This window comes from Mucilaginibacter sp. P2_A4 (genome assembly GCF_056405015.1).
Map to the genome: position 1 here is coordinate 277,196 of NZ_JBFUCX010000011.1, position 23,863 is coordinate 301,058.

19 protein-coding genes are annotated in these 23,863 nt (G+C 36.2%); 1 reads left to right on the forward strand and 18 read right to left on the reverse strand.

Annotation, left to right across the window (positions count from 1 at the left end):
- Nucleotides 1-29 precede the first annotated feature (29 nt).
- The 15 genes from AC1DYB_RS20730 to AC1DYB_RS20800 form a co-directional block, all read right to left on the reverse strand.
- Nucleotides 30-1,055 carry an acyltransferase family protein gene (locus tag AC1DYB_RS20730; RefSeq protein WP_477437646.1) on the reverse strand — a complete coding sequence of 342 codons (1,026 nt, stop codon included), beginning with the start codon at nucleotides 1,053-1,055 and terminating at the stop codon, nucleotides 30-32.
- A 548-nt stretch (nucleotides 1,056-1,603) separates the two neighbouring features.
- The gene (locus tag AC1DYB_RS20735; RefSeq protein ID WP_477437648.1) at nucleotides 1,604-2,032 is read right to left on the reverse strand and encodes a hypothetical protein; all 429 of its coding nucleotides are present in this window, start codon (nucleotides 2,030-2,032) and stop codon (nucleotides 1,604-1,606) included.
- A 211-nt stretch (nucleotides 2,033-2,243) separates the two neighbouring features.
- A complete protein-coding gene (locus AC1DYB_RS20740; RefSeq protein ID WP_477437650.1) occupies nucleotides 2,244-3,758 on the reverse strand; it encodes a hypothetical protein in 1,515 nt (504 codons plus the stop codon).
- A gap of 66 nt (nucleotides 3,759-3,824) precedes the next feature.
- Nucleotides 3,825-5,003 (reverse strand): type IX secretion system outer membrane channel protein PorV, encoded by a 1,179-nt coding sequence (porV, locus tag AC1DYB_RS20745; RefSeq protein WP_477397867.1) that lies wholly within the window; start codon nucleotides 5,001-5,003, stop codon nucleotides 3,825-3,827.
- A 56-nt stretch (nucleotides 5,004-5,059) separates the two neighbouring features.
- Entirely contained in the window at nucleotides 5,060-6,436 is a 1,377-nt protein-coding gene (locus tag AC1DYB_RS20750) for an undecaprenyl-phosphate glucose phosphotransferase (protein ID WP_477437652.1), read from the reverse strand.
- Between the two features lie 281 nt (nucleotides 6,437-6,717).
- Nucleotides 6,718-7,068: a hypothetical protein gene (locus AC1DYB_RS20755; protein WP_295718820.1), complete on the reverse strand. Its 351-nt coding sequence runs from the start codon at nucleotides 7,066-7,068 to the stop codon at nucleotides 6,718-6,720.
- A 37-nt stretch (nucleotides 7,069-7,105) separates the two neighbouring features.
- Complete coding sequence (locus AC1DYB_RS20760; protein WP_295718821.1) at nucleotides 7,106-8,458, reverse strand: UDP-glucose dehydrogenase family protein; 1,353 nt, start codon at nucleotides 8,456-8,458, stop codon at nucleotides 7,106-7,108.
- 61 nt (nucleotides 8,459-8,519) lie between these two features.
- A complete protein-coding gene (locus AC1DYB_RS20765; protein ID WP_477437655.1) occupies nucleotides 8,520-9,413 on the reverse strand; it encodes a glycosyltransferase family 2 protein in 894 nt (297 codons plus the stop codon).
- Between the two features lie 59 nt (nucleotides 9,414-9,472).
- A complete protein-coding gene (locus AC1DYB_RS20770; RefSeq protein WP_477437657.1) occupies nucleotides 9,473-10,357 on the reverse strand; it encodes a glycosyltransferase family 2 protein in 885 nt (294 codons plus the stop codon).
- 11 nt (nucleotides 10,358-10,368) lie between these two features.
- The gene (locus tag AC1DYB_RS20775) at nucleotides 10,369-11,832 is read right to left on the reverse strand and encodes a lipopolysaccharide biosynthesis protein (protein ID WP_295718827.1); all 1,464 of its coding nucleotides are present in this window, start codon (nucleotides 11,830-11,832) and stop codon (nucleotides 10,369-10,371) included.
- Nucleotides 11,833-11,927: 95 nt separating this feature from the next.
- The gene (locus AC1DYB_RS20780; protein WP_477437660.1) at nucleotides 11,928-13,151 is read right to left on the reverse strand and encodes a glycosyltransferase family 4 protein; all 1,224 of its coding nucleotides are present in this window, start codon (nucleotides 13,149-13,151) and stop codon (nucleotides 11,928-11,930) included.
- An 11-nt stretch (nucleotides 13,152-13,162) separates the two neighbouring features.
- Nucleotides 13,163-14,311: a glycosyltransferase gene (locus tag AC1DYB_RS20785; protein ID WP_477437662.1), complete on the reverse strand. Its 1,149-nt coding sequence runs from the start codon at nucleotides 14,309-14,311 to the stop codon at nucleotides 13,163-13,165.
- A gap of 4 nt (nucleotides 14,312-14,315) precedes the next feature.
- Nucleotides 14,316-14,864, reverse strand: coding sequence for a serine O-acetyltransferase (locus AC1DYB_RS20790; protein WP_477437664.1), 549 nt, complete (start codon nucleotides 14,862-14,864; stop codon nucleotides 14,316-14,318).
- Nucleotides 14,851-15,918, reverse strand: coding sequence for a glycosyltransferase family 4 protein (locus AC1DYB_RS20795; RefSeq protein WP_477437666.1), 1,068 nt, complete (start codon nucleotides 15,916-15,918; stop codon nucleotides 14,851-14,853). Before AC1DYB_RS20795 ends, AC1DYB_RS20790 begins: the two co-directional genes overlap by 14 nt.
- A 75-nt stretch (nucleotides 15,919-15,993) precedes the next feature.
- Nucleotides 15,994-17,061 carry a hypothetical protein gene (locus tag AC1DYB_RS20800; RefSeq protein WP_295718838.1) on the reverse strand — a complete coding sequence of 356 codons (1,068 nt, stop codon included), beginning with the start codon at nucleotides 17,059-17,061 and terminating at the stop codon, nucleotides 15,994-15,996.
- Nucleotides 17,062-17,101: 40 nt separating this feature from the next.
- Here AC1DYB_RS20800 and AC1DYB_RS20805 point away from each other — a divergent pair, with 40 nt between their 5' ends.
- On the forward strand, nucleotides 17,102-17,266 hold the full coding sequence (locus AC1DYB_RS20805; RefSeq protein WP_477437669.1) for a hypothetical protein: 165 nt from the start codon (nucleotides 17,102-17,104) through the stop codon (nucleotides 17,264-17,266).
- A 119-nt stretch (nucleotides 17,267-17,385) separates the two neighbouring features.
- Here AC1DYB_RS20805 and AC1DYB_RS20810 read toward each other — a convergent pair whose 3' ends face one another.
- The 3 genes from AC1DYB_RS20810 to AC1DYB_RS20820 form a co-directional block, all read right to left on the reverse strand.
- Nucleotides 17,386-19,677 (reverse strand): GumC family protein, encoded by a 2,292-nt coding sequence (locus tag AC1DYB_RS20810; protein ID WP_477437671.1) that lies wholly within the window; start codon nucleotides 19,675-19,677, stop codon nucleotides 17,386-17,388.
- Between the two features lie 40 nt (nucleotides 19,678-19,717).
- The gene (locus tag AC1DYB_RS20815) at nucleotides 19,718-20,530 is read right to left on the reverse strand and encodes a polysaccharide biosynthesis/export family protein (RefSeq protein WP_477437673.1); all 813 of its coding nucleotides are present in this window, start codon (nucleotides 20,528-20,530) and stop codon (nucleotides 19,718-19,720) included.
- A 480-nt stretch (nucleotides 20,531-21,010) separates the two neighbouring features.
- A complete protein-coding gene (locus AC1DYB_RS20820; RefSeq protein WP_477437675.1) occupies nucleotides 21,011-23,812 on the reverse strand; it encodes a PQQ-dependent sugar dehydrogenase in 2,802 nt (933 codons plus the stop codon).
- Nucleotides 23,813-23,863 lie beyond the last annotated feature (51 nt).

Sequence of the window (23,863 nt, forward strand, 5' to 3'; positions counted from 1 at the left end):
ATACAAATTATCAAGTTAGGGGATTAGATTTATTGAATGGCGACCTCTTTAGCAGTAGCTTGCCGCGATGATTTATTGTATTGAAACAGCCATCCAAATTTAGGTTGATGAATCGACAGGTATTTTAATCCTAATGGGAAACATAAGCCAACTAACGTATTAAACACAATGTGCACTATAGCATTGTCAACATGTAAAATTTTCTGTAAAAATATCCTGAAACCGGCCGTAAAAAGTACGTGCGACAAAAATATAATCATTGAGTTTTCACCGAGGAAATTAATTACTGTTTTTGACCTGGTTTTTACGGCATAAAAAGATAATTGTATCACAAGTAAGGTGCCCAAAACCTGGGTATCTAATGTGTTAAACCATGTCCATCTTCCGTATCTGAAATATAAAAATTCAGCGCCAACAAAGAGGAGAAAAGTTAAAATAATACACAGTTTGTTTTCAAGTACAAACTTCAAATATGTCATGTTCCTGGCCAGTAAAATACCAAAGTTAAAATAGATCAAATTATAGAATGTTTTATCAAATGATCCAAAATGAGGCTTAAATACATAAATTAAAAGCCAAATTGAGCAGGAGATCAATAAGCCGTATTTTCTTGAAACTTTATAGATAAGTACGTTAACAACATTAATAAAAAACAGGGCAAACAAAAACCAATAAACAGAACGAGGAATAAACAAACATGTGTACAATGCCTGAACTGGCAATTTCGCGTTTGTCTGGCTGGAAAAAGCAACCTCAAAAGCGGTTTGTATTATTGACCAAATTACAAATGGATAAAGAATAGTCTGCAGTTTATTTATCAAAAATTTCTTCTCGCGATGTTTATCTAAGCTTTTCTCGAAAAAGAATCCGGACAAAGCAAAAAACAAAGACATATGAAAACTATAAATAAATGTAAATAGGGAATTAATCACAAATAGATTTGTTGGTATATGGGCTTCTTTTATACCCACTAAAGCATGCCCCAGTACAACAAGGATAATTCCTAAACCCTTGGCATAATCGACCCAGTCTACTCTTAGATGCTCTGTTTTCATTTGCTAATTATTTGATTAATGTTGATGGTTTATTAAACTAAAGTGATATTATTTGGACGTTACTTTTTTGTGCAACCTTTTGGTTACTTAAAAATGTTGTGGCAAGAGGCTTGAATCAAAGCTTACTTTTAAATAAGCCTTTTATGAGAGAAATCTAATTTAAAAAAAAAATGGAAATGAGAAAACCAACGACGAGCTTATGTCGTATATCAAGAGTAGTAGGAAAATAATTTATTATAAAAAAATAAAGAGGATGTATTGAAATACACCCTCTGATTCAGGCACATAACTCTCACATTTGTACCAATTATGAAAAACAAATTTCATTTAAATCTTATACGATAAATATTTATATATGTTGTAGGAGTTAATAAAAAAAAAGAATAAAGGTTTAACTCGCTTGGTGTAATTGATCTATATCAAATCTATAAATTATTTACGATAAAAAGAAAACTTACTATTAAGTTATTCAAAATTGTGCTATTATGTATAAATTTTGTGAAGTTGATGCTGTAATTTGATAGTCTTTCTCCCTCAAAATAAGAATATTACGGCACTAAGATGATACTTCGCCATACCTCAGCGCCTGTTCTTTTTGCTGTGTTATGAAATATTTGTCTTTGCTCCCTGCTGTAAACATTCAGCGTTATGTTTTGATCTTCTACTGGTGTAACTTTGATATCTAAATCATATTTGGATTGATACCTAAAAACATACGTGGCCATTGTTCCCTCAACATCAAAATCATTTAGCTTATCATCTGCGCCGAACGTAACATGACATTTCTTTTCGCAGTCAACAGTTAGCTTTCCGTATCCATAATAACTTACATCATCGACCGAACTTTTTTTGCAACCGGTAAATAAAAAGATAGAGGAACTAAGAAAGATTGCACAAACGATGCATTTTCTTATTGTGGGGATGTTAAATAACCCGCTTCTTCCTGAAGCATGTAATAGAGTTTGATTTTGTTTCATGTTTTTTTAATTTGTAATTATTAAGATAATATTAGCGTGAATTTCAAGTGTGCAGTTTGCAAATGGTATGCATTTTAAAAGGATAGTATGCGATACCATAAAAGAAGAAATCTTGTATTGCGGCTATTTTCCTGTGGCAGAGTATAAAAACTTACCCAAGCAATATGACGGCAGATAGTCGTCTGAAATTTGTATAAAAGCTAAAAAGAGGTTATTTTTTTACGCTGGCTATGTCAACATTTTTTTTATCGATTATTATCAGCTTCTTTTGTTCGTAACCAAATGGTCTTACGTTAGCTACCAAATAAACATTATCCTGGTAATCATAATTGGTTCTAGGTTGCCCAATAAAGTCGCAGGCTATGATATAACTATTTTTTAGCTCCTCACCTTTTAAATTAATGGCTTTCCAAACACGAACACCGATTTTGTTTTTATAATTTTTCATACGGTCTGTACTTGATGAGCCCATTATAAAGCCGAATTTTTTTTGCGGATAAAAAGAGATAAAATTTACAGATGGTTTAACAAGCATTCTAGGTAATAACAACTGTGCAGCACCTGGCTCGTTATTGAATAGTGTTATTGCTGTTTTATCTCCTTTATAAAAAAACTTCAACGCATCATCTTCCTTGAGTGAATTAAACGCGTGGTAAGCAGCAAGCTGAATTATTTTAACGCCTGTAGTATCACTAACTCTTTCAAAATAGGATGCAGCAATCTCATCCGAATTAGAAATGGTTGCATCGCCGTTGGAGCCGTTATCGAAATATTTGAATCCGACGTTGGTTTTAAAATTTAAATTTGTAAGTATTTTTTGCAAATCTGGTTCCCAGTCGCCCTCCGCCCTATATTGCCATAGGCCATTTAGATACAGTCTTTTAAACACTTTATCCTGGGTGTATAAGATTAGTTCATTACGAACTGTTATACAGCTGCTTAATAAATCAGATTGGCAGTTTAGTGATTTTGTATATCGCAATAAGTTCCACTGTAATTTAAATAGTGCATTCCAGCCCACCCGCCTTGCCCGCTTTTCAAATATATCCGCAGTAAAGTTTAATGTGATCTCTGCAAAATTATTTACTCCGATTGTAATTGGAAATGCACTTTCATCAACATTGAGATTATTTATTCTACATATTTTCCAAAGGTCATTTTTTAAAAAAACAGCTTTATTTATAGTTAAATCCTTATCACTATTATTTTCAATACGAATAGTTACCAGGCCATGATCCTTTATATTAAACTTAGCGTTCTTTTTTTTACCTAGTATTTTTCGACCCTTATCACTCAAACGAGAAAAAAATAAATAGTCATTACTTGAAAAATCATTTATCACGTCAACTTTTACGCCGGCACCGTTAACGTTGATATGCCTATCTGATACCAAATGAAAATCATTTACGGCTTTGTTATTTAATAAAACATCTTCTTTTACAGGACTTTCCTGAGAAGAGTATTTAGTTTTTAATAATGTTCCGAAAATCAAATTTGAAACTATACAAAGCACAATTACAATTTTGCGGAAATAGACCTCTTTAACGGAAAGAAATGCCGGCACAAGAAACATGGCCGATAAAATACCCCAAATTAACGGTAAGAAAACATTTAATAATGCATGAAGTCCATCTTGGCTGAAATCAATTGAGGTAGATATAAACTCCGAAATAAGAATGCTTGATAGCAAAAAAAAAAGCAATAAATTAACAGAAAGCTTCTTCATAATTAATAGGGGTAAAAAATAAAAAGCATTTTTTGATTGTATATTAAAAGTTCATAAAATCAACATCTAATTTGGCTCGCTGGCCGATCCAAAACTGTATCCGATACTAAATCGCAAAGTATTGGCAAGAGGGCTTTTGTCTTGGCTGGCTGCTAGATATGAAAAGTCAATATTGATGTTTTTTGTAACCAAACCCAGGCCAAGGGTTACATAACTTCTGTTTCCTTTGTTAGGGTTTTCGTAAAAGTATCCGGCTCTTAATGCAAACTTGTTGTCGTACCAGTATTCCAATCCGGTTGAGTAATTTATTTCCCGAAATTCTTCTTTAAAGCCGCCAGGAGCATCACTAAATGAGCCGAATATGCCTGAAACAACTGAACGGTCATCATTCCTTCCCCTCACTATTTTATTTGTACTATCTCTTATCGGTGGCGTTGGAACAAGCAATTTATTCAAATCAATTGCAAGTGTCACCTTATTGATATTATCTAAAAACAGCGTATTGGCAAATCCTATTCTTAAATTGGCCGGTAAAAATAGCTGGGGCCCCTGAGCAGAGTAATTTATTTTTGTACCTATATTAGAAATATTTACCCCGAAGCCAAAAGTAGCATCTTTGCCAAATTGCTCGGTATTATGATTGTTAAACAGGGATATATCTGTAGCAACAGCATTAACACTGTTTGACCCTGGGCTATTTGAGCTAAAGCCTCTGTAAAGCCCAGAATGTATATACCGTAAAGTAAGACCTAACGACAATTCTTCACCAAATTTGCGAGCGAAAGATCCGTCAATTGAATATTCATTTGGGTGATAAGTACCCTGTGATACAAGATTATCATCAATTAAATCGATCCTGCCTAAATTAAAATATCTGATTGAAAAGCCGATGCTATTTCTATCATCTAATTTATTTGCGTAGCTTAAATAAGCAAGATTGATATCTGAAACAAGCTTCCTTAACCATGGTGAATATGAAAGGCTAAAAGATGAATTGTTTTGCAAAAACGGGAGTTTCGCTGCATTCCAGTAAGTGGCATTTGCATCAGGAGCTATAGCCACCCCAGCATCTCCCATCGCGCCAGAACGGGCATCGGGAGATATTGTTAAAAACGGTACAGCAATTGGTATGGCGGTATTACTGCTTCCATTAGTATTAAAGCTTGCTTGCGCCTTTGATTCCAGGCGTATGATACAGCAGCCAACTATAAATAAAGCATAAAATTTAAAGGTATGAATTGCCATATTATATACAATGTAAAAACAGGTTAGCGTAAGCTTTTAAAATAATTGGGAAACACTTAGTATGCGTTTTTCTCGCCTTTAAATATGTTATAGATGGTTAGGAAAATTATTTTAACATCCAGTTTTAACGACCAGTTTTCTAAATACCAGATATCATGCTCAACGCGTTTCTCCATTAACTCGTCATTTTTTGTTTCCCCTCTAAAACCATTAACCTGAGCCCATCCGGTTATACCCGATTTTAAAAAATGACGAACCATATATTGATTAATTAATTGGCCATATTGTTCTGTCATTGACAGGATATGGGGTCGGGGGCCGATAACGCTCATATCACCTAACAACACATTTATAAATTGCGGAATTTCGTCTACACTGGTTCTGCGGATAAATTTGCCAATTGGCGTAGTTCTTGAATCATTTTTGGTGGCTTGCACAAACTTTGTCTCATCCTGGATCCTCATACTCCTGAATTTATAGCAAATGAAAGGTTGATTATCTTTACCAGTGCGTAATTGTTTATATAGTATAGGACCGGGGCTTTGCAGTTTAATTATTAACCCTAATATTGGATAAAGCCAGCTTAGAATAAATACGATCACCAATGAGCTGAAAATTATATCAAAAAGCCTTTTTGCAAATCGGTTTTCCATTTCTTCCAACGGCTCCTTTCTTAAACTCAAAATTGGAAAGTCATCCATATAATTTACTTTACAGGACGATTTAAAATAGGTATCCCAATCAGGCACAAATTTCAACCGAACGCAATGCTTTTCGGCCATCTTTAGCAAGTAATTGGCATCGGCCAGTTTATCAATTGGCATCGTGAGATATACTTCGTTTATTCCGCTTGCCGACGCGTTCCTTATGTATTCTTCAACCACCTCATCACTTGAATTCTCTTCAGGCTCGATGGTTCCATCACCTTTGTTTAAAAAGCCTTTAAAGGAAAAATTATTTTCAGCATTTTCAAAAAATGTCGCCAACTTCAAACTCATACTATCGTTACCTATCACCGCCACAGACTTATTTATGTTGAAGAAACGTTTAAAATAAAACTCAAATAATGTTCCTAGAAAACGGCTCAGAATGAGCCCTGCAAATATGAAGTTGTAGTAAACTATTGTAACCTTTAATACACTTATAGAATCTTTTGGAACTAAGATGAGCGACGTAAAAAAAAATACGAATAAAATAAAAGCCTTAATTGATCCCGTGTAAATCCTTATATGCTTCTGTGATATAGCAGCTTTATAAACACCTGATAATGAAGTCGCTAAAACCCATAAATAGTTACATAAAAGCAAATAGATCAGATAATCCTCAAATGGTTTATTAACAAATTTAAAAGCCAGGATGAAACAGGCGTTCACCAAAATCTGGTCTGTAACTTTTAGTACAAAGTATAATAGATATAAGTACTGTGTTTTCATATAATTTGATTTATAAAGTGATTGTAACCATCATTTTGAAACAAGCCGATTTGTTTAACCAGTTTTAACTCACTTAAATTCGTCGGCACTCAAATTGTTATTGCTAATAACATCAGGAAATATAATAGTAGCTATTCGCTGCAGGATCTGTTGTGGATCTGCGCTAGGGATGGGAAGTGTCTGGCGTAGTATATATTAACAAATTAATGATTTGCCAGATAGTATACAACGGTTCTGCCGGGATGATGTGATATTGTGTAGTTTTGAGATACCCCCACGCATTAGGCTGTTAAATCACGATTATTTTCTGAGTAAAATTTCGCCTCTATTGCTAATTCATACAATTTATCTTTGTGGTTGCCCCATAAATCCTTCCACCAGTATAAATATTTGCGTGGGTATTTTAGCTGTTCGTAATGATCGGCGCGCGATAATCCTTCAAGCGCCATCAATTTATGCATTACTCTACGGCAATGATCCATCACAGAGTGCGATTGCGACGTATAACCGTATTCTATTCCAATTTTCCTAGATGTTTTATCGAGCAGTATTTGGCTAAATAATTCGATATGATAAGTAGACAAGCCCTTTGTTTTTAAATAAGGCTTATTTTTATATCCTTTGGTTTGCATAAACTTCGGGTTTTAACATTAATTATCGCACACATCGTTAGCCCTTTAATGAGCCATTGCGGTAAACAGTGCGATAGTTGATACTTGTTAATGGGCGTCCTATGCTGTTATAATAAAAGCCCATTTCATCCATTAAGTCAACATTATATAAGTTCCGTCCGTCAAAAATCATTTTGTACTTTAAAAGATCTCCAATTTTAACAAAGTCGGGATTACGAAAAACGGCCCATTCTGTTAAGATCAGTAATGAATCACACCCTGCCAGCATTGTATAAGGATCATCACCGTAGCTGATCTTTAAATTTGTATAGTTGCTGAAATTATTCATTGCTTCAGGATCAAAAGCTACAACATCGGCCCCTTCTGCTAAAAGCTCCCTTATTATAGTAATAGCCGGCGCTTCTCTGATATCATCTGTTTCCGGTTTAAAAGCTAAACCCCACACAGCAAACTTTTTTCCATGAAGATCATGATTAAAGTGTTTTTTTACCTTTTGTACAAGCACAGATTTTTGCGCGGTATTAACTTCCATTACGGCATTCAAAATCTTAAAGTCGTAGTCATTTTCGTTAGCTGATTTAGACAAAGCCTGTACATCCTTGGGAAAGCAGCTTCCGCCATAACCAATTCCCGAAAAAAGGAAGCGTTTACCAATGCGATCATCTGTACCAATGCCCAACCGTATCATATCAACGTCTGCTCCTACTTTTTCGCAAAGGTTGGCTATTTCATTCATGAAAGTGATTTTTGTAGCCAGGAATGAGTTAGCAGCATACTTTGTTAATTCAGACGAACGCTGATCCATAAATATAATGGGATTCCCCTGCCTTACATAGGGTTGATATAAGCGGCTCATCAAAACTTTAACCTTGTCGCTATCCGTCCCTATAACAATCCGATCGGGCTTCATAAAATCATCAACCGCAACACCTTCCCTCAAAAATTCGGGGTTGGATACTACGTCAACCTTTATATCAGTATTAGCCAGAAACACCTCTTTAACCCAATCGGCTGTTCCAACCGGCACCGTTGATTTGGTTACTATCACCTTATAATCTTTAATTAATTTAGCGATCTCTGCAGAAGCGTTAAGTATAAAAGTTAAGTCGGCTGAGCCATCAGCTCCCGGAGGGGTTGGCAATGCCATAAAGATAATCTCAGCATCGGTTATGGCTTCTTCCAGTTCTGTGGTAAAATGCAGGCGATTCTGAATAATGTTTCTATGAAAAAGCTGCTCCAAACCAGGCTCATAAATAGGTAACTGACCTTCCTGCATCATTTTCACCTTTTGTTTATTAATGTCAACGCAAATAACATTATTCCCTGTTTCTGCTAAACAAGTTCCCGTAACAAGGCCTACATAGCCGGTTCCTACTATTGCAATATTCATAAATGATAATAAGTTAAATTATGTTTGATTAATTATTTGAAAGTATAACTGCTGTTGAGCGTTAAGCCCGAGAAGCTTTTTTACCTTTACTGACTAAAAATTTTTCGTATGCTGTAACGATAGAAAGATAATACCTCAACCTGAATACGGTGATTTTTTGACTTAGGGTCAAATCTTTACCTCTGCTATTTATAAGCTTGATACTTTTAATTGGAGGGCGTAAATCATATATGAATCGCGAAATTAATTTGATAGATTTTCCGTCTTCGCCGCGGGAAAACTTGGCTTGCCCCCCTCCTACACGTTTTGCCTTTTTCAAAAGCTCACCTAAATGATACCGGGCCGGGTGTTTTACAGTGGCATTATCTAAATAGCGTATTAATATCCCGCCTTTTTGTGCTCTTACAGACCATTCATAATCGCCTCCCGACATTAGGCTTTCATCAAAAAAACCAACCTTATCGAATGAACTTCTATAGGTAAAAAGGTTTGCTGTAACCGCTGTTGCATCATTTTTTACATAAAGCTCCTGGTTAAAGGCATATACCTTTTCATACAGTTCAACATTTACGAGTTTAGAGGACCGATAAAACAGCTCGATTTTTCCGGCAATACGGCCAATATTAGGATGGGCAAGCATATATGTGCGGGCATTTTTTATCCAATCTTTATCCGGGATACAATCAGCATCAGTAAATGCCATAATTTTACCCTTTGAAATTCTGATCCCGGCATTGCGTGACGCGTATGATCCCGGCTTATTTTCGTCAATTAATATACAATTGTCTGGAAGTTTATAATTTTCAGGAGGCTTTGACCCGGGCATGTTATTTATAACAATAATTTCAAATAACTCCTTTGGATAAGATTGCTTTGACAATGCCTCGAGACAAAGAGACAAACAATCCCAGTCATTATAGGTAGGTATTATAACTGATATAAAAGCTTTGTTCATAGGATTAATTTGATTTTTTATGATACTAAACTTAAAAGCACGAAGATTTGGATTGCTGGTTAGGCTTTAAATAAGCGCTTTACCTTAGTTTTGAAAACTTTCCTTTTTGAAACGTCCAGGCGATTGTTTTGGAGGTATAAACCCACAAATTCGGGCAAAACATCCAACCAGGTCGTTAATTCGGTGTAGATGTAGGTATCAATTAATCGATTTAATTTGGGGGAAAATAAACCCATTTGTGTAAGGTACATCCTGATTGCAATCCGCAGGTTTATTCTGTTTTTAACAATTTCAACTAAGCGGCGTTTATTGCCACTTTTGGATATCGAGCTATCTGATTTATATATATTGGTTTGTACCAGGTTGTGGTAAACAAAGGTTGCCCCTATTTTTAGCAAATTGAATAAAAGATTATACTCCTGAGAAGACGTTAAAGAAGTATCCCATCCGCCAACATCCAAAAGTGTTTCCTTTTTCCAGAGAATGGAACTCGTGATTCCTAAATTTGATTCTATTAAACCTTCCCAGGGTTTAGGATTGGCATATTTAATATGCTTTTTAATTTTACCATCTGTTGAATAAATCAAAACATGATTACCAATAACTACATCAGCTGCAGTCAATTCAGCCATTTCATATTGCGATTCCATCTTTAATGGCATCAGTTCATCATCGGCATCTAAAAACTGAATAAATTCTCCTTTAGCTTCAAACAGTCCTTTATTCCTGGCAGCAGGAGCGCCTTTGGTAAATTCACTAAAAACTCTTATCACATCCGGATACCTTTCCTCAAAAGAAAGCAGCTTTACTAAAGTTTGATCTGTTGAATCATTATCGATGAGTATTATTTCATAGTCTTTAATGGTTTGATTTAAAACACTTGATATCGCCCTGCCTATAAATTCCGCGCAATTGTAGCAAGGTATAATTACAGATATTTTCATAGGCTTAGGTATTAGTTGATTTGAGTTGCAGGTTTAAATATTTGGTATATCGCTTTTAGCTCGGTGTTCATTAACCAGTATACCGCTAACGAATAGCTGATGAATAAGGCAATACCCGCAGTGATGTAATTGACATGGGCTACGGATAAAGCGTAAGCCACAGCATATGAAATAAAAGATGCAATTACCGCCCCCTTAATAGCCATGCACAGGTCAATTACTTTAATCTTTACAGCCGAAATTTGCCGGAAACTGTATTGGGCTACGATAACAACTACCAGCTTATTAAACAAAATGGCCCAGGCCGCACCTACAATGCCATATTTTTCAATTCCGAAAGCAAGCGTTGGTAAAAAAACGAGGGCCTTTACTATTTGTAGTTTCATTTCAAGACCTGGCCTTCCAACACCTCTTAAAAGTGCAGTATTACCACTTACCAGGATATGGAACATAACAGATCCGGCTAAAATTTGAAGCGGCACAACCGCTTCCTGCCATTTTAAACCAAATACATTTACAATAAATGGTTGCCCTAAAACAATAAAGAAAACCATAATAGGGAAAATTAAAATGCAATTGAACTGTACTACTTTTAGGTAATAGCTTTTTAAAGCTGTAAAATCATTTTGCTTGCGGCCGTAAACAGGATACATTACATTATTAATAACTGCCATAACTCTGCTGCGAAATGTATCGGTTAAGACAAACGCAAGCGTATAAACACCCAGAACAGAGGCTCCTAAAAGCTTGCCTATCAGCAAATAATCAATATTATTATACATGTAGTTCATTATATTTGAACCGGTTGTATAGGCGCCAAAACCAAAAATATCTTTAAAAGCCTGTTTGCTCCACATAAACTTTGGCAGCCACCTGGTTGCTTTAAAATACAGAGGCATGGCTATTATGACAATTGCAACTGAGTTGAAAACCAAGGCCCAGACGCCGGCCCCTAAAAAAGCAAGTACTAAGGATATTACTCCGGCAACTATATTTGAAATGTTATCGATAAATGCTATTTTCTTAAAATCCATCAGCTTTGTAAGCTGGGCTTTATGAACCAGATTGACCGGGCTAAACAAAATTGCTAAACTTAATACAGGGATTATGGTAGTTAACATAGGCTGTTTGTAAAAAACGGCAGCTAAAGGGCCTATGATAAAACTCATAATCAAATACAATCCTACAGACCAGGTAACCCCGGTCCAAAAAGCGGTATGAAAATGTTCTTCAAATAAATTTTTGTCCTTACGCTGTACTAATGCTGCACCTACTCCCAAATCATTAAGTACCTGAACAAATCCGGTAAAAATGGTTGCCATGCCAATTAACCCAAACTGTTCAGGAAAAAGCAGTTTAGCTAAAACCAGTTTGATGATAAAGGCGAACGATTGATTTACAACCATTTGTACGCAATTCCATAAAATTCCTTGTGCTACGAGCTTTTTATCAGATTTTACTGCAGAATCTGTCATTTATATATGTAATAAGTAAGTTAAGATTTGGTTTTTGAGCTCCGATTCGGGCTGCATATATGTGTGTAGAAGTACAATATTTTAGCTACCTGCTGCTAAAGAGCAACCCGCTTTTTATCTGACATTGATTTAGAGGTATCTTTTATAGTTTCATAAATATTTTGATAACCTTCTATGTATTTAATTTCATTGAACCGTTGGGCACTGCTTAAGCAATGTATTTTTTTAAGCTCTATACTTTGCTGGTTATTGACGATATTTTCGATTAATTGTGTCAGGCGGCTTTCCTCCGGCGCATATAGCCAGGTACTGATGTCATCATGCAATTCTGTTAATCCACCGCTATCTGAAATACAAACCGGTACCCCGAATGACAGGGCTTCGATAACCGTGCGGCCAAATGGCTCGGGCCATAATGAGGGCACTATTAAAACATCAATCTGCCTGAAAAAAGCCTCCGGCTTAACAACTCCAACAAACTCAATTTCAACCCCAACGGCCAACGCGTTAAGTTTATTGATAAAATCGTTCTCGCCCCGCCCCGCCAGCATCACTTTAAATTTAGTTTTACTTTTGGGGGCACAAGCGGCGAATTCTTTTACCATGTATTCAACACCTTTATCCGTTGATATCCGGCCCATATAACCGAAGGTTAACTTATCTGAATATGGAAGTTTTACACTTACTTCAATATGATTGGTTTTTACCCCGTTATATACTACAGACCGTGGCTTTTCATCTCCTATAATCGAATTATGCCTGTTCAGTATATATTTACTTATCCCAACGAAGTAATCAGGACACTGCATAAACCCACTTTTTAAACTATGCGTAATTTTGCAATCCTTACACAAACCGTCACAGGAATGATTGTTATTGAACATATTGGTTCGATGACAAATAAGATAATAGTCACGAATAGTATGCACAATTGGAATTTTACTAAACTTGATTACGGCCCAGAGCGAGGGAGAAAAGCCCATTATATTATTTGTATGGATAACATCCGGCTTTATTCGCTTGAGGAATACATTGATAAAAAATAAGTATAGCGGATTAAATGAGTCAACCAAATGCCAAAGGATTTTGGCTGATGCCGACCGGTGTTTGTTTGCTGTATAGCTGGAATAAATATTCCGTTGTTTAACCCTAATTACAACTACTCCGTTAACACGCTTTATTTCAAACTTTTCACCAAAAGTTATTACAAAAATTTCATTCCCCTTCTTAACAAGCCCTTCAGCTAAAAGCTGAACAGAAACTTCCGCGCCGCCTATAAATTTGGGGAAATAAAAAGTGTTAAAAATTAAAATACGCACTGTTTTTAATATTAAGCTTCGTTAGCAATCAGGTTCTTTTTATCATGGGTGCGATATTTTTCGTCGACGAAATCCCGGATTTTTTTAACAAAGCATGTATCGTCAAATTCTTCGGCATGTTTTCGTATAAATTGAGAATCAAAATTTGATAACTCAAAAATATCTATAGCATGTTTCAATGCTTCTACAGTTTGTTTTGGGAAAAATACGGCTGTAGCTTTTGAGGCATCTTCCTGCAATGGTATCATTGTTTCTAATACACCACCTTTGCCGTATGCTATTACTGGTCTTCCGGATGCATTGGCTTCCAAAGGTGTAATACCGTAATCCTCTAATTGTGGAAAGATGAAAGCTTTGCAGTTTGCATACAAATTGGCAAGCTCAATGGCAGACAGCCCGCTAAGAAACACAACATTATCTCCAGCTATTTCCTTAAGTTCCTTTTCTCTGGATCCTTTGCCAACAACTATTAACTTTTTGTCGGGCATTAATTTAAAGGTTTCGATAACCAGATCAACTTTTTTATAAAATTCAAACCTGGAAACAACCAGATAGTAGTCACCTATTTTTTCGGAAATATAAAAATTATCGCATTTTACCGAAGGATTTATAACTTTAATCTCAAGCGAAGGGTTATAAGCTTCTTCAATACGCGGCACAACAGTTCTGGAATTGGTAATAAAATAATCTGTCCTTAGTGCCGAATGTTTATCTATGCTTTTAAGTTTTTCAATAATCAAATAGTATAATTTTCGCTTCCAGAATCCACCATTTGATATGGCCTCGTAAGATTCCGGATTCCATACCAACCTAAACGGCGTATGGCAATACGTAATCACAATTGTGCCCGGGTCTGTTTTGATGTATTTGGCGCAATGCGTTGTTGATTGCAGTATAACATCAAAGCCCTTTAGGTAAAGTTGCTTCATCGCCATAATACCAAAAGGGAAAAAGAAACGCTTTAAGTTCTTTTCACTTTTAATAAATTTCCCAAACCACGTAGTCTTAATATTACACACCTTAAATTCCGGATAGGAGGTTACAGGATTGTAATTAAGTGTGTAAATTGGAGCATCCGGAAACGCATTATGAAAGCTTAAAACAACCTGTTCAGCTCCACCTTTTCGAACAATTTCATCTTGAACTATTGCTATGTTCATAATATTAGTAAATTATTTTAGCTTGAAGTGATCTCATTTCAAATACGGAGGTTTGGATCTTTATTAATGTATTGGCGGGGATGGAATCCATGACTACACAATTCGGTCCTACGATACTATTTTGTCCAATTTTTATTGGGCCAATTATCTTTGCTCCTGCCCCCAAAACACAATTGCACTGAATTATCGGAAAGCCGTCACCGGGGAGGATTATAGCTCCTTGTTTTTTACGGCCAAGTGTAACTCCGTGATAAATAGTTGTATTAGATTTTACAATAGCACCCTGGCCAATTACAATTCCAACGCCATGAATTATTACAATTCCGCCTTCCAGTTCCGCCTTATAATCAATGTCGATAGCATATAATATTTGTATAATACGGGTTAATAGTAATGGAAGAATAGGTATTCCTTTAATAAACAGGTAATGCGAAAACCGGTAATTTATCAGTGCATGTATTCCTCTATTTGCCAATAAGGCCATCAAATTACTTACCTCAAACTCGGTGCGTAAGCGAAAAAGGTCAAGTTTTATATCTTTAATAACGCCCATTACTTAATTTATTGATCAGGTAAACTAATTGGCTACCTGACGTTTTCCAATCGTAATTAAAACTAAACTGGTAATTTTTGGTGATCAGTAACTTTACTTCCGAATCCGTTTTCCTTAGAAAATTATTTAAAGCCATTTTAAGTGTGGACAGCGAGTGTGGATCGAAATAAATGGCCTTTCTTTGAGCAATTTCAACAAATGCGGGGATGTTTGAAATAATCAAAGGGCAGCCGCTTGCCATAGCCTCAACAACTGGTAATCCAAACCCTTCATAAAAAGATCCATTAATTAACGCCCTGGCTCTTTGGTAATAATCGGCCAACAACAAATCATCGCAGTTGGTAATAAATTTAATATTGCCCGCAGGTTTATAATTTTCATTTTGAAAGGAGCCGGCCGCAGCGCCAATCACAACCAATTTTAAAGAACTATATTCTTTAAGAGAGAATACTTTGATAAGCAATTGGATGTTTTTCCTGGGATCATGAGAGCCCACAAACAGGAAAAAGTTATCTTTTTGAAAATTAAGTGAGTCCATATTGCGGACCACAAATTTTTCGGAAGGGGCGTTATTAATAACCGAGACCTTGGTGGTTGGTACATTTAGATTTTCGCAAATTTCTCTTTTCGAAAATTCGCTTACTGTAATAACGTGTAATGCTTTTTTTGCCAACCTGGGTATTAAAAATTTATAGTATCGGGAAAAACTATTGGAAAACCACTTTGGATTGAAGTGATACGACATATCGTGTATACATATGATGTGGTTTCTTAGCAAAAACGGCCCCGTATTGCAAAAACTTATCAATAATGAATCCTTTTTCCGGGCCACATACGCTGTTAAATCAATTTGCTCCCATAGCGTTAATCTTTTAAAAAAACCTGTTTTAATAAAAGCATCTTCAGGAAAATCAAGAGCAGTTAGATCAGCTATCACAGGAACGAGGATTCTAACCTCCAACTCCGACTTGAGAAGCAGATTGGTTAGCTCATAAGCGTAGCGCTGGACACCTGTTCTGCGTTGCAACAAAAACTTACCGTTGATAAAAATCATGAGGAAGTATAAAATATCAAAGTTTAAGGAGGGGGATGATTTTTATAAAATCATCTGATTATCAAATGCTTGTATTTAGTTATTTATAAGCTTCAAATCGCGGGTTCTTATCGAAATACTGGATTTGAACAATTCTTTTTTATTATCTGCCGATAATACATAGCCTAAACCTAAAAAGATCCAAAGGCTTGGATATGCAAATTCAGGAACGGTAGTCATCAATATGATATATAATAACACTAATCCTATGCGATAGCTTAACTGCACTTGTTCGGGCTTAATTTTAAATGACAGCTTATCATAAAAAAATGAGGTAAATAAAAGAAACCCGATAACCCCATTGTTTACCATTACTGTACTAAAAAAATCCGTCGACCTCACATAGCCAAAGCCTATTCCCACAATTTCGTTATAAATATTCAAGTTGGCCCAGTACGTTATGTGTGTTGTAAAGTGTCCGGACCTATCTTTTGATGATGCTGACGAACCATCAAGTTTACTGGCGAAAACTATCTTATAAATACTATCAAGCTGATGACTGAAAACATCCAGCTGCAAGATTATGCAAAATGCGGCCAACCCGACAAGCCCGTAAAATATCAGATGAAATTCTTGTTTGTAAATCATCCAAAAGGCTGAGAATATTAAAATAGCCAGGTAAGCTGTAGTTGAAAATGTTAACAACAAACATCCTAAAATCAAAACGCTATCAAACTTACGTTTCAAAGCTACTGCCAATACCCAAAAAGGATATGCGGTAAAAACAAACATCGAAGGCTCGCCAGTATAACTCGTCATACGAATTAAACTTATCCCTCCCATATTCATAGTTTGAAACTGGGAGGCTGGCTTGTTTTCGTAACCAAAAGTTCTGTTTACAATAAAATCGCCATTTTGATGAAATATCATGTAATATAACAGCTCGTAGATACCATAGATACACATTAACCTAACACCCCAGAAAACATATGTTAGCGTTTTTTCATCAGCGAAATACTTTATATACAGGTAAATGGTAAATCCTACTATTAAACTGAGCGTTTGAGTTAAATGTGATATCCGGAAAAATGTTTGGGTGTAGTTTTTGATATTGAGCAGCAAAAGATCATCCGGTAATTTAAGATCAACCCAAAGATTTACCATTTGGGAACATATGCTCAAAACCGTAATTATTGAAAAGAAGATGAAAAGCTCCTTTATGAATTTTTGCTTAGGCAACCCAAGGGGGGTTAAAAATATGATTATACATAATATTCCGGCAAAAAAGGTAATGATTGTAGTGCCTGGGATAGAAGGTATTATTAAAAAAGAAATCACAGGAAAAACCAGCATTAACAAGTTAACATAACGTTTAACAAATTTTAGCCTGGAATCTTTATTTGATTCTGCGGGTTGGATTGCTATGTGCATCTTTTAATTATTAATCATTTACAGCTTAATATCAATGTGAGCTACATTAATATCTTATCAGTCGTTACCGTAGCCCAGCCCATAGCCATAGCCAAAGTAACCGGCCTTAGCAAAGTCGACATCATTAATAACCAAGTACATATTTTCGACGTTATCTTTGGAGCGTAACTGGTTTACAAGATTAATTTGCTCGGTATTGGTGTAATTATGCCTGCATATATAAACCGTCATATCTACATATTTCTCCAGGATTAATGCATCTGAAACCAAGCCGAGCGGTGAACTATCAATTATGATATAGTCGAATTTTTCCTTTAGGATATCCAACATCATTTTTGTTTTCTTATTTAACAGCATTTCGCTTGCATTGGCAACCACTGGGCCTGAAGAGATAAGGAACAGGTTTTCACTTAATTCGGTAGATTTAATAATATCAGCTAAATCCACAGAGCCCTGTAAATAATCAGAGTAGCCCGCGGCTTCACTACTATGATTAAACATCTCTGATAACTTTGGTTTACGAAGATCAAGCTCCATCAACAGTACTTTTTTATCGGCCTTAGCTAAGATGTTTGCGAGATTTGCACTTATAAATGTTTTCCCCTCCCCATTAACACTCGAGGTGACCATTATGATCTTATTATCCTCGGAGTTTAATATATTCTGGATTTTAGTTCTCAACGTTCTGAAACTTTCGGTAACTGCTGATTTAGCTGAATTTTCAATCATCACCCCCTTGGATATATTGCTGTGTCCTATTTTTCCGATAATAGAAACATCTGTGTAATTTTGAATATCCTGTTCTGAATTAATAATTATGTGCTGTTGAGTTTTGTTATTTACATAAGCAAAAGGCACGATGAAACCTAACAAAGCGGAAAGCAAATAAATAACCGGTTTAAGAGGTTTTGCAGGCTCTTTAGAGCTTTTTGCATTATCTATTATATGAGATGTTGGGATATTTGAAGTTTTGGCGAGTGCGGTTTCTTCCCGTTTTTGTAATAAGTAAACATACAATTGTTGTTTAAGTTCCTGCTGCCTGCCGTAATCATTTAAAGCACGTTGTTTTTGAGGCACACCTTTTAAATTACCCTTCGCCAAATTAGTTTGATCGCCAAGTCTGGCCGTCTTAAGCTCTATCGACTGTCTGTAATATTTTATAGTTTGCAAAAGGTTTTGGCGCGCTATTGCTAATTGTTCATCAATATTGACAACCAACGGGCTGGCATCGGTATATGATAATAATTTTTTCTGCCTCTGCAGAATTAAGGCATTATAATCATTTAAACCAGAAGTGAACGACGCATCCTGTACTATTAGTGAACCAGGTATGCTTTGTTTGTTTTCAGGGTCTTTTAAAAACTTTTCAAGCTGATAGATAACCGACAACTGAACCTTTTGATTAGTATATTGATTATCATAATCATTTGCGTTGCCAACCAAAACTTTAGATTGCTCATTTATATCTGCAATTCCCTGGTTGGATTTATATTGTTCGTAATTCCCTTCAATACTGGCCAATTCACTTCCAACAATAGCAATACGGTTATTGATAAAGGTAAGCATACTATCAATCTTTGCTTTTTTGGTGGCTATGTTATCTTTCAAATATTGACGCATAATATGATCAACTATAATTTCGCCCCGTTTCGCTACCGGATAATACAGGGTTATATCTACGGCTGTAGTTGTTTTATCAGAAAACTCGGCATCGTAGCTTTTCAGCAAAGTTCCAATGGCTTCATCTTCGGATGTTACTTGTACAGAATAAGTTGCCTGGGAAAAAGATGCACCTGCCCTTGGCTGCAGCATTAAATCAAATTGCTGCAACTTTAATGGCTTGCCAAATGTTCCGTTTACATCCAGATTTTCGTCAGCGTTGGAGATATGAAAAGTATTTCTGTTGATTACGTTAATTTCATACGCTCTCTTCTTTATAGTATCAACCTTTTGATTAACTGTGGCTGCGTCAAAAGGCGATTCATCATAAATTTCTTTGGACAATAACCCTGATCCTGAAAATAGCTTTATGTTGAGATGCAGGGTTTTAACCGTTTCTTCTATCAGATTGCGGGTTCGTAACACATCTCCTTCATTTTTTAAATTTTCATTGCTGTTTATGGTGGATATACCACCGCCAAAAGCTGAAGACGGTGCCGCCTGAGTAGGTTGAGCTTCTACCACAAGTGCACTACTGATTAGATATTGCGGCGGCGCTATCTTTAAGTATGCATAGCCCAATGCTACAAATACAATCATGCTGAGCAGAAATAATTTCCAGTGATTTAAAAGCATTATTTTAAAACTTTTAAACCCATTCTTTTTTTGGGGCTCTAATTCAATTGTCATGTTTGTGCTATTATAGGTGAGGTAAAAATTAAACTGTTAATTAAAGACTATAACGATGTAGTAAAACAATGGCAGTAAGAACGGTGGCAGCTACAGTGATATATTTTAGCACTGTATTCTCAGTATTAGCATCTTGCCTACCCCTGCGCGGCTCTACATAAACCACGTCGTTTTGTTTAAGATAAAAATATGGAGAGTTAATAATGTCCTTTTTTGTCATATCAACAGTAACCACAAAGTTTTTACCTTCGGTATTTTTCCTCATGATGAGAACGTTGTTTCTTTTTCCGTATATGGTCATATCACCCGCATAGCCAATGGCATCAAGTACTGTTACCCTTTCATTAGGCAGAAAGTAAGAGGCCGGGTGATTAACTTCGCCAAGAACAGTAACTTTAAAATTTGAAAACCGTACATCAACAATCGGATCCTTAAAATATTTTTTTGCAGCCGTTCTAACTGCTTCCTTGGCTACCGATGTGGTCAATCCAGATAAATGAACCTTGCCCAGAATCGGAATTTCAACCAATCCATCTTTGTCAACTAAATACCCTGCTCCAACGCCGATAGATCCTGTTGCGCTGTTTATACCTGCAGTTAGATTAACACCATTGCGCGCATTAATAATTTGACCCGCATCTGCCTCTGTTGTATTAACATTAATTGACAATATGTCATCGGCCTGAATTACGGGTTCTGTAAATTGCGACTGACCGATTTCTTTCAGCTGGGCATTCTCAGGCAAATCTTGAAAGTACTTTAACTTTTTTGATGTGGTGCAAGAGTTTAATACCATTAGGCATACTATAAACGAAAGATATACCCACGTTTTAGCGTTTGATTTTGTGCTCATAATTATTAAGAGTTGTTTGTTTGAGTGTGTAGTATTCTTCAGTTAACTGAACAGGGAAATCAAATGACCAGAAGGGTTTGAAAGTTCAAGGATTGAAGAATTTGGTATGCCTTAACGGGCTTCGCATTCTCACTAACAGAGTGACTATATTTGGGTGATCAAGGATATTATGATTTGATAAATTTTAATCACAAACAAATATTAAAAATATATCACTAATAAAAGATGAAATTTTAGGAATGAGTGCTTTTTGTGTAATTATGTGAAATGGTGAAAAATACGCTAATAAACCCCCATAACACACTGGATATACACCTATTTATTTTTATATATTGAATAATTATTCTTATTTAGAGTAATTATTCAATACATAAAGCACGTCTACAGCAACTGATAATTACTGCGTTGATATCAATTCACATCAATCAAATTAGAGAGGTGAGCGTGAATGTTCAACAATCATAAACATTCCTTTAATCCTTACTTATTTGCTTTTGCATTAGTTGAATATTTTTCATTAACCTTAAGTAAAGTAATCTGAGACATTAAATTGGGGTTGTTATTCCAATTAAATTCACTTACGTACAAATTCCCCGTTTGCGTATCTTCTACAAGATCCAAAGGGTTTGCAAAGCCAGACATTCCTATCAAACCCATATTACCGGATCCGCGCGCACTGTTAACTATATCATACTCTTTATCACTTGCACCAATGGCCAACCGCGTATTTTTAACCATCGATCCGGGTTCGAGAACAATGATATCTCCCCCTCCACTAAACCTGCAAACAAGTAATTTTCCTTTTAAAGCGCCGCCAAAGGCGTTGCTTTTATACTCAATTACTCCGTTAGGCGAGTGATTTAAACCAAAATCAAAAGCAGCGCCCCTGTAATTGATATCCGGTTGTATATCTTTACTATATAGTGGATTATCCGGATACCCCCTGTTAACCGTATATTCTCCTCTTAAAGGGTTAGGATGGCCAAAATATCCAACTCCCCTATTGGGGTCTACTCTAAACAGCCAGTCATGTTGCACCTGAACAGATTTTGTGGCAGGTATATTAGGGCCGTTATAAATTGTCCCATCCGGCCTCCTGGTTCCATTTAACGAAGCCGGAGAATTACCGCCGCCTCCGGAACCATTAGCCGGAATATATAATTGTCCGTTAGTATGCCAAACCAGGTCATAAGCATTGCGAATACCCGATGCATAAATAGTTAAAGGGGATTTGATGCTATAAGGGTTATACTTGCCATCTGCTGTTTTAATATCATTTAGGGGTGCCTGATTGATAAGCTTTTGGTTGTCGCTGGTTTCTACATTTAGTGGAAGCTTCAGATTAGCCAATTTTTTAATATCCAATCTAAGTATAGCTCCTGCAAGCAAGGTTTCCTCTCTTTGCCATCCCTTATCAAAAGCGCCCGCCGAGCTGTTGCTACCCTGGCATATGTATATAGCACCATCAGGGCCAAACGCCAATCCGTTTACCATATGATCTCTGGTAGACCGTGGCAGCTTACTCACAATCAACTCCTCCGCCGATAGATCAGATCCAGTTAAACGGGAGATATTTCCATCGAACGGTGGCGCACTTGTTAAGCTACCAGAGCAATGAGTTACCCAGGCAATTAACGTTTGCGAAGTTGAGGAAGGATCAAACGTTAAACCAATTGCAGTGCGCTCGCCGTATTTTGCTTTGAGGGTATTTATTGTTTTGAGTCCGCTTAATGCACCTGTTTGATGATTAACCTCAAATCGTTCAATTACTCCATCCATTCTTAACGCGTAAAATTTACCATCCGGTCCAAATGTGAGCGTCGTATAATTTTTATTCTGTGTGCCGGGAACCGGTATTTTAGTAAAATCGGCGTTGTAAAACTTACTCGAGTCAACGGGAATGGTGCCGGTAAAAAAATTGCTCTCAAATCTTTCTATCGATGTTCCTGCATATGATCTTACCCCATTTGTAATTACAAATTTGTAATGCGTTGTTGGATCAAGAGGTTCACTTGGCGAAAAACTTATCGCATCTCCACCACCCGTACCCTGCATTACTCCTTTTACACTAACATATTTGCCCTCAACTTCCTTTAAAAGTTTTACCGTGTTGTTATTAATTGTGCTATTATCTATTCCTCCTTTAAAACCATTTACCTGGGGCACAGAAAGGCTGTTTGCCGCAATATTTGAAGTGTTGATACTTACAGACGTTGCCCCATTAACGGGATTTGATGCAATAACATAAGATTTTGAAGCATCAACAACTCGTAACTGATAAGCTACCTGTTGCGTGCTATAACCTTTAGCGGTTATAGTTAATTTTATAGCATAAATACCGGGTGGCAGTTTTTTTGCTTCCGAATAATCGAAGTTTAAATTATCAGCGCTTGATTTATTATTGGCAATTAAGTGCAACCATCTCGGAGTGTTGTCCAGATAATCGATATGCAGACCATAATTGATTCTTTTAGCCGGGCTAATTAACTCTATATGCAGTAAGTGATTGCCTGTGTCTTGTTTAGTAACTGAAAGATTTGGATTAGATGGCTTTATATAGAAATAGGGATCAAGCTTTGCCGGACTGATTTGAATATTATTAATTTTTGTGTTAACTCCACCATCGGCATTAATTGTCAGAAAACCATCTAGCACGTGTACTCTTATTTTAGCTATTTTAAAACGACCGAAACTGCCTTCCTTTCCAAATGGAACAAAATCAGTAATAGCTTTCTTCCCCTCTACGTTTATGCAATGTTTTTCTTTAGCTTTCCCTACCAAACCATCACCGGCAGTTACAACAACATCGTAATAGCCATTTAAAACTTTGATTTCCCAATAACCTTCTTCTTTTGTGCCCTTGAACGGCCCGTAATACCAACTGATATCATTAGCCTGCATATGTATAAGGCCATCAAGTAAAACATCATCAGGGTTATTCCTGTTTCTGGCATTGTTAACTAAATTCAACGGAGTTCCATCCGCTCTTTTTTTCCACCCATATTGTAAACTGCCGGTTTCAAATATCCCAGGCTTAGTACCAAATGGAAAACCGCAATCCTTAACCCAGCCAACCGGTTCTGAGCCTGAAGAATCCTGGAAATTTATTTTTAATGTTTCCATTAAAGGTTGCGAAAATTCAATAACCGGCACATCTGTGGGTTGGGCGATTTTTTTAGAATGAACAAGCCCAAAAGTGTTATTTAAAAGATAATTAGGGACAATTATAATTCCTACAAAAAGCAACATGGTAGCAGCTGACAAAATGAATACTTTTTTCATGCCGTAATAAAAATTAATGATAAATAAGGGGATAAATAAGGTAAAAGAATA

What these genes read in the sequence shown, in the direction of transcription:
- porV (WP_477397867.1), bottom strand. Translation starts at nt 5,003, where the DNA reads ATGGCAATTCATACCTTTAAATTTTATGCTTTATTTATAGTTGGCTGC.
- AC1DYB_RS20770 (WP_477437657.1), bottom strand. Translation starts at nt 10,357, where the DNA reads ATGAAAATATCTGTAATTATACCTTGCTACAATTGCGCGGAATTTATA.
- AC1DYB_RS20735 (WP_477437648.1), bottom strand. Translation starts at nt 2,032, where the DNA reads ATGAAACAAAATCAAACTCTATTACATGCTTCAGGAAGAAGCGGGTTA.
- AC1DYB_RS20765 (WP_477437655.1), bottom strand. Translation starts at nt 9,413, where the DNA reads ATGAACAAAGCTTTTATATCAGTTATAATACCTACCTATAATGACTGG.
- AC1DYB_RS20730 (WP_477437646.1), bottom strand. Translation starts at nt 1,055, where the DNA reads ATGAAAACAGAGCATCTAAGAGTAGACTGGGTCGATTATGCCAAGGGT.
- AC1DYB_RS20755 (WP_295718820.1), bottom strand. Translation starts at nt 7,068, where the DNA reads ATGCAAACCAAAGGATATAAAAATAAGCCTTATTTAAAAACAAAGGGC.
- AC1DYB_RS20750 (WP_477437652.1), bottom strand. Translation starts at nt 6,436, where the DNA reads ATGAAAACACAGTACTTATATCTATTATACTTTGTACTAAAAGTTACA.
- AC1DYB_RS20800 (WP_295718838.1), bottom strand. Translation starts at nt 17,061, where the DNA reads ATGGTAAATCTTTGGGTTGATCTTAAATTACCGGATGATCTTTTGCTG.
- AC1DYB_RS20805 (WP_477437669.1), top strand. Translation starts at nt 17,102, where the DNA reads ATGAAAAGCTCCTTTATGAATTTTTGCTTAGGCAACCCAAGGGGGGTT.
- AC1DYB_RS20810 (WP_477437671.1), bottom strand. Translation starts at nt 19,677, where the DNA reads ATGACAATTGAATTAGAGCCCCAAAAAAAGAATGGGTTTAAAAGTTTT.
- AC1DYB_RS20820 (WP_477437675.1), bottom strand. Translation starts at nt 23,812, where the DNA reads ATGAAAAAAGTATTCATTTTGTCAGCTGCTACCATGTTGCTTTTTGTA.
- AC1DYB_RS20740 (WP_477437650.1), bottom strand. Translation starts at nt 3,758, where the DNA reads ATGAAGAAGCTTTCTGTTAATTTATTGCTTTTTTTTTTGCTATCAAGC.
- AC1DYB_RS20790 (WP_477437664.1), bottom strand. Translation starts at nt 14,864, where the DNA reads ATGGGCGTTATTAAAGATATAAAACTTGACCTTTTTCGCTTACGCACC.
- AC1DYB_RS20760 (WP_295718821.1), bottom strand. Translation starts at nt 8,458, where the DNA reads ATGAATATTGCAATAGTAGGAACCGGCTATGTAGGCCTTGTTACGGGA.
- AC1DYB_RS20795 (WP_477437666.1), bottom strand. Translation starts at nt 15,918, where the DNA reads ATGATTTTTATCAACGGTAAGTTTTTGTTGCAACGCAGAACAGGTGTC.
- AC1DYB_RS20785 (WP_477437662.1), bottom strand. Translation starts at nt 14,311, where the DNA reads ATGAACATAGCAATAGTTCAAGATGAAATTGTTCGAAAAGGTGGAGCT.
- AC1DYB_RS20815 (WP_477437673.1), bottom strand. Translation starts at nt 20,530, where the DNA reads ATGAGCACAAAATCAAACGCTAAAACGTGGGTATATCTTTCGTTTATA.
- AC1DYB_RS20775 (WP_295718827.1), bottom strand. Translation starts at nt 11,832, where the DNA reads ATGACAGATTCTGCAGTAAAATCTGATAAAAAGCTCGTAGCACAAGGA.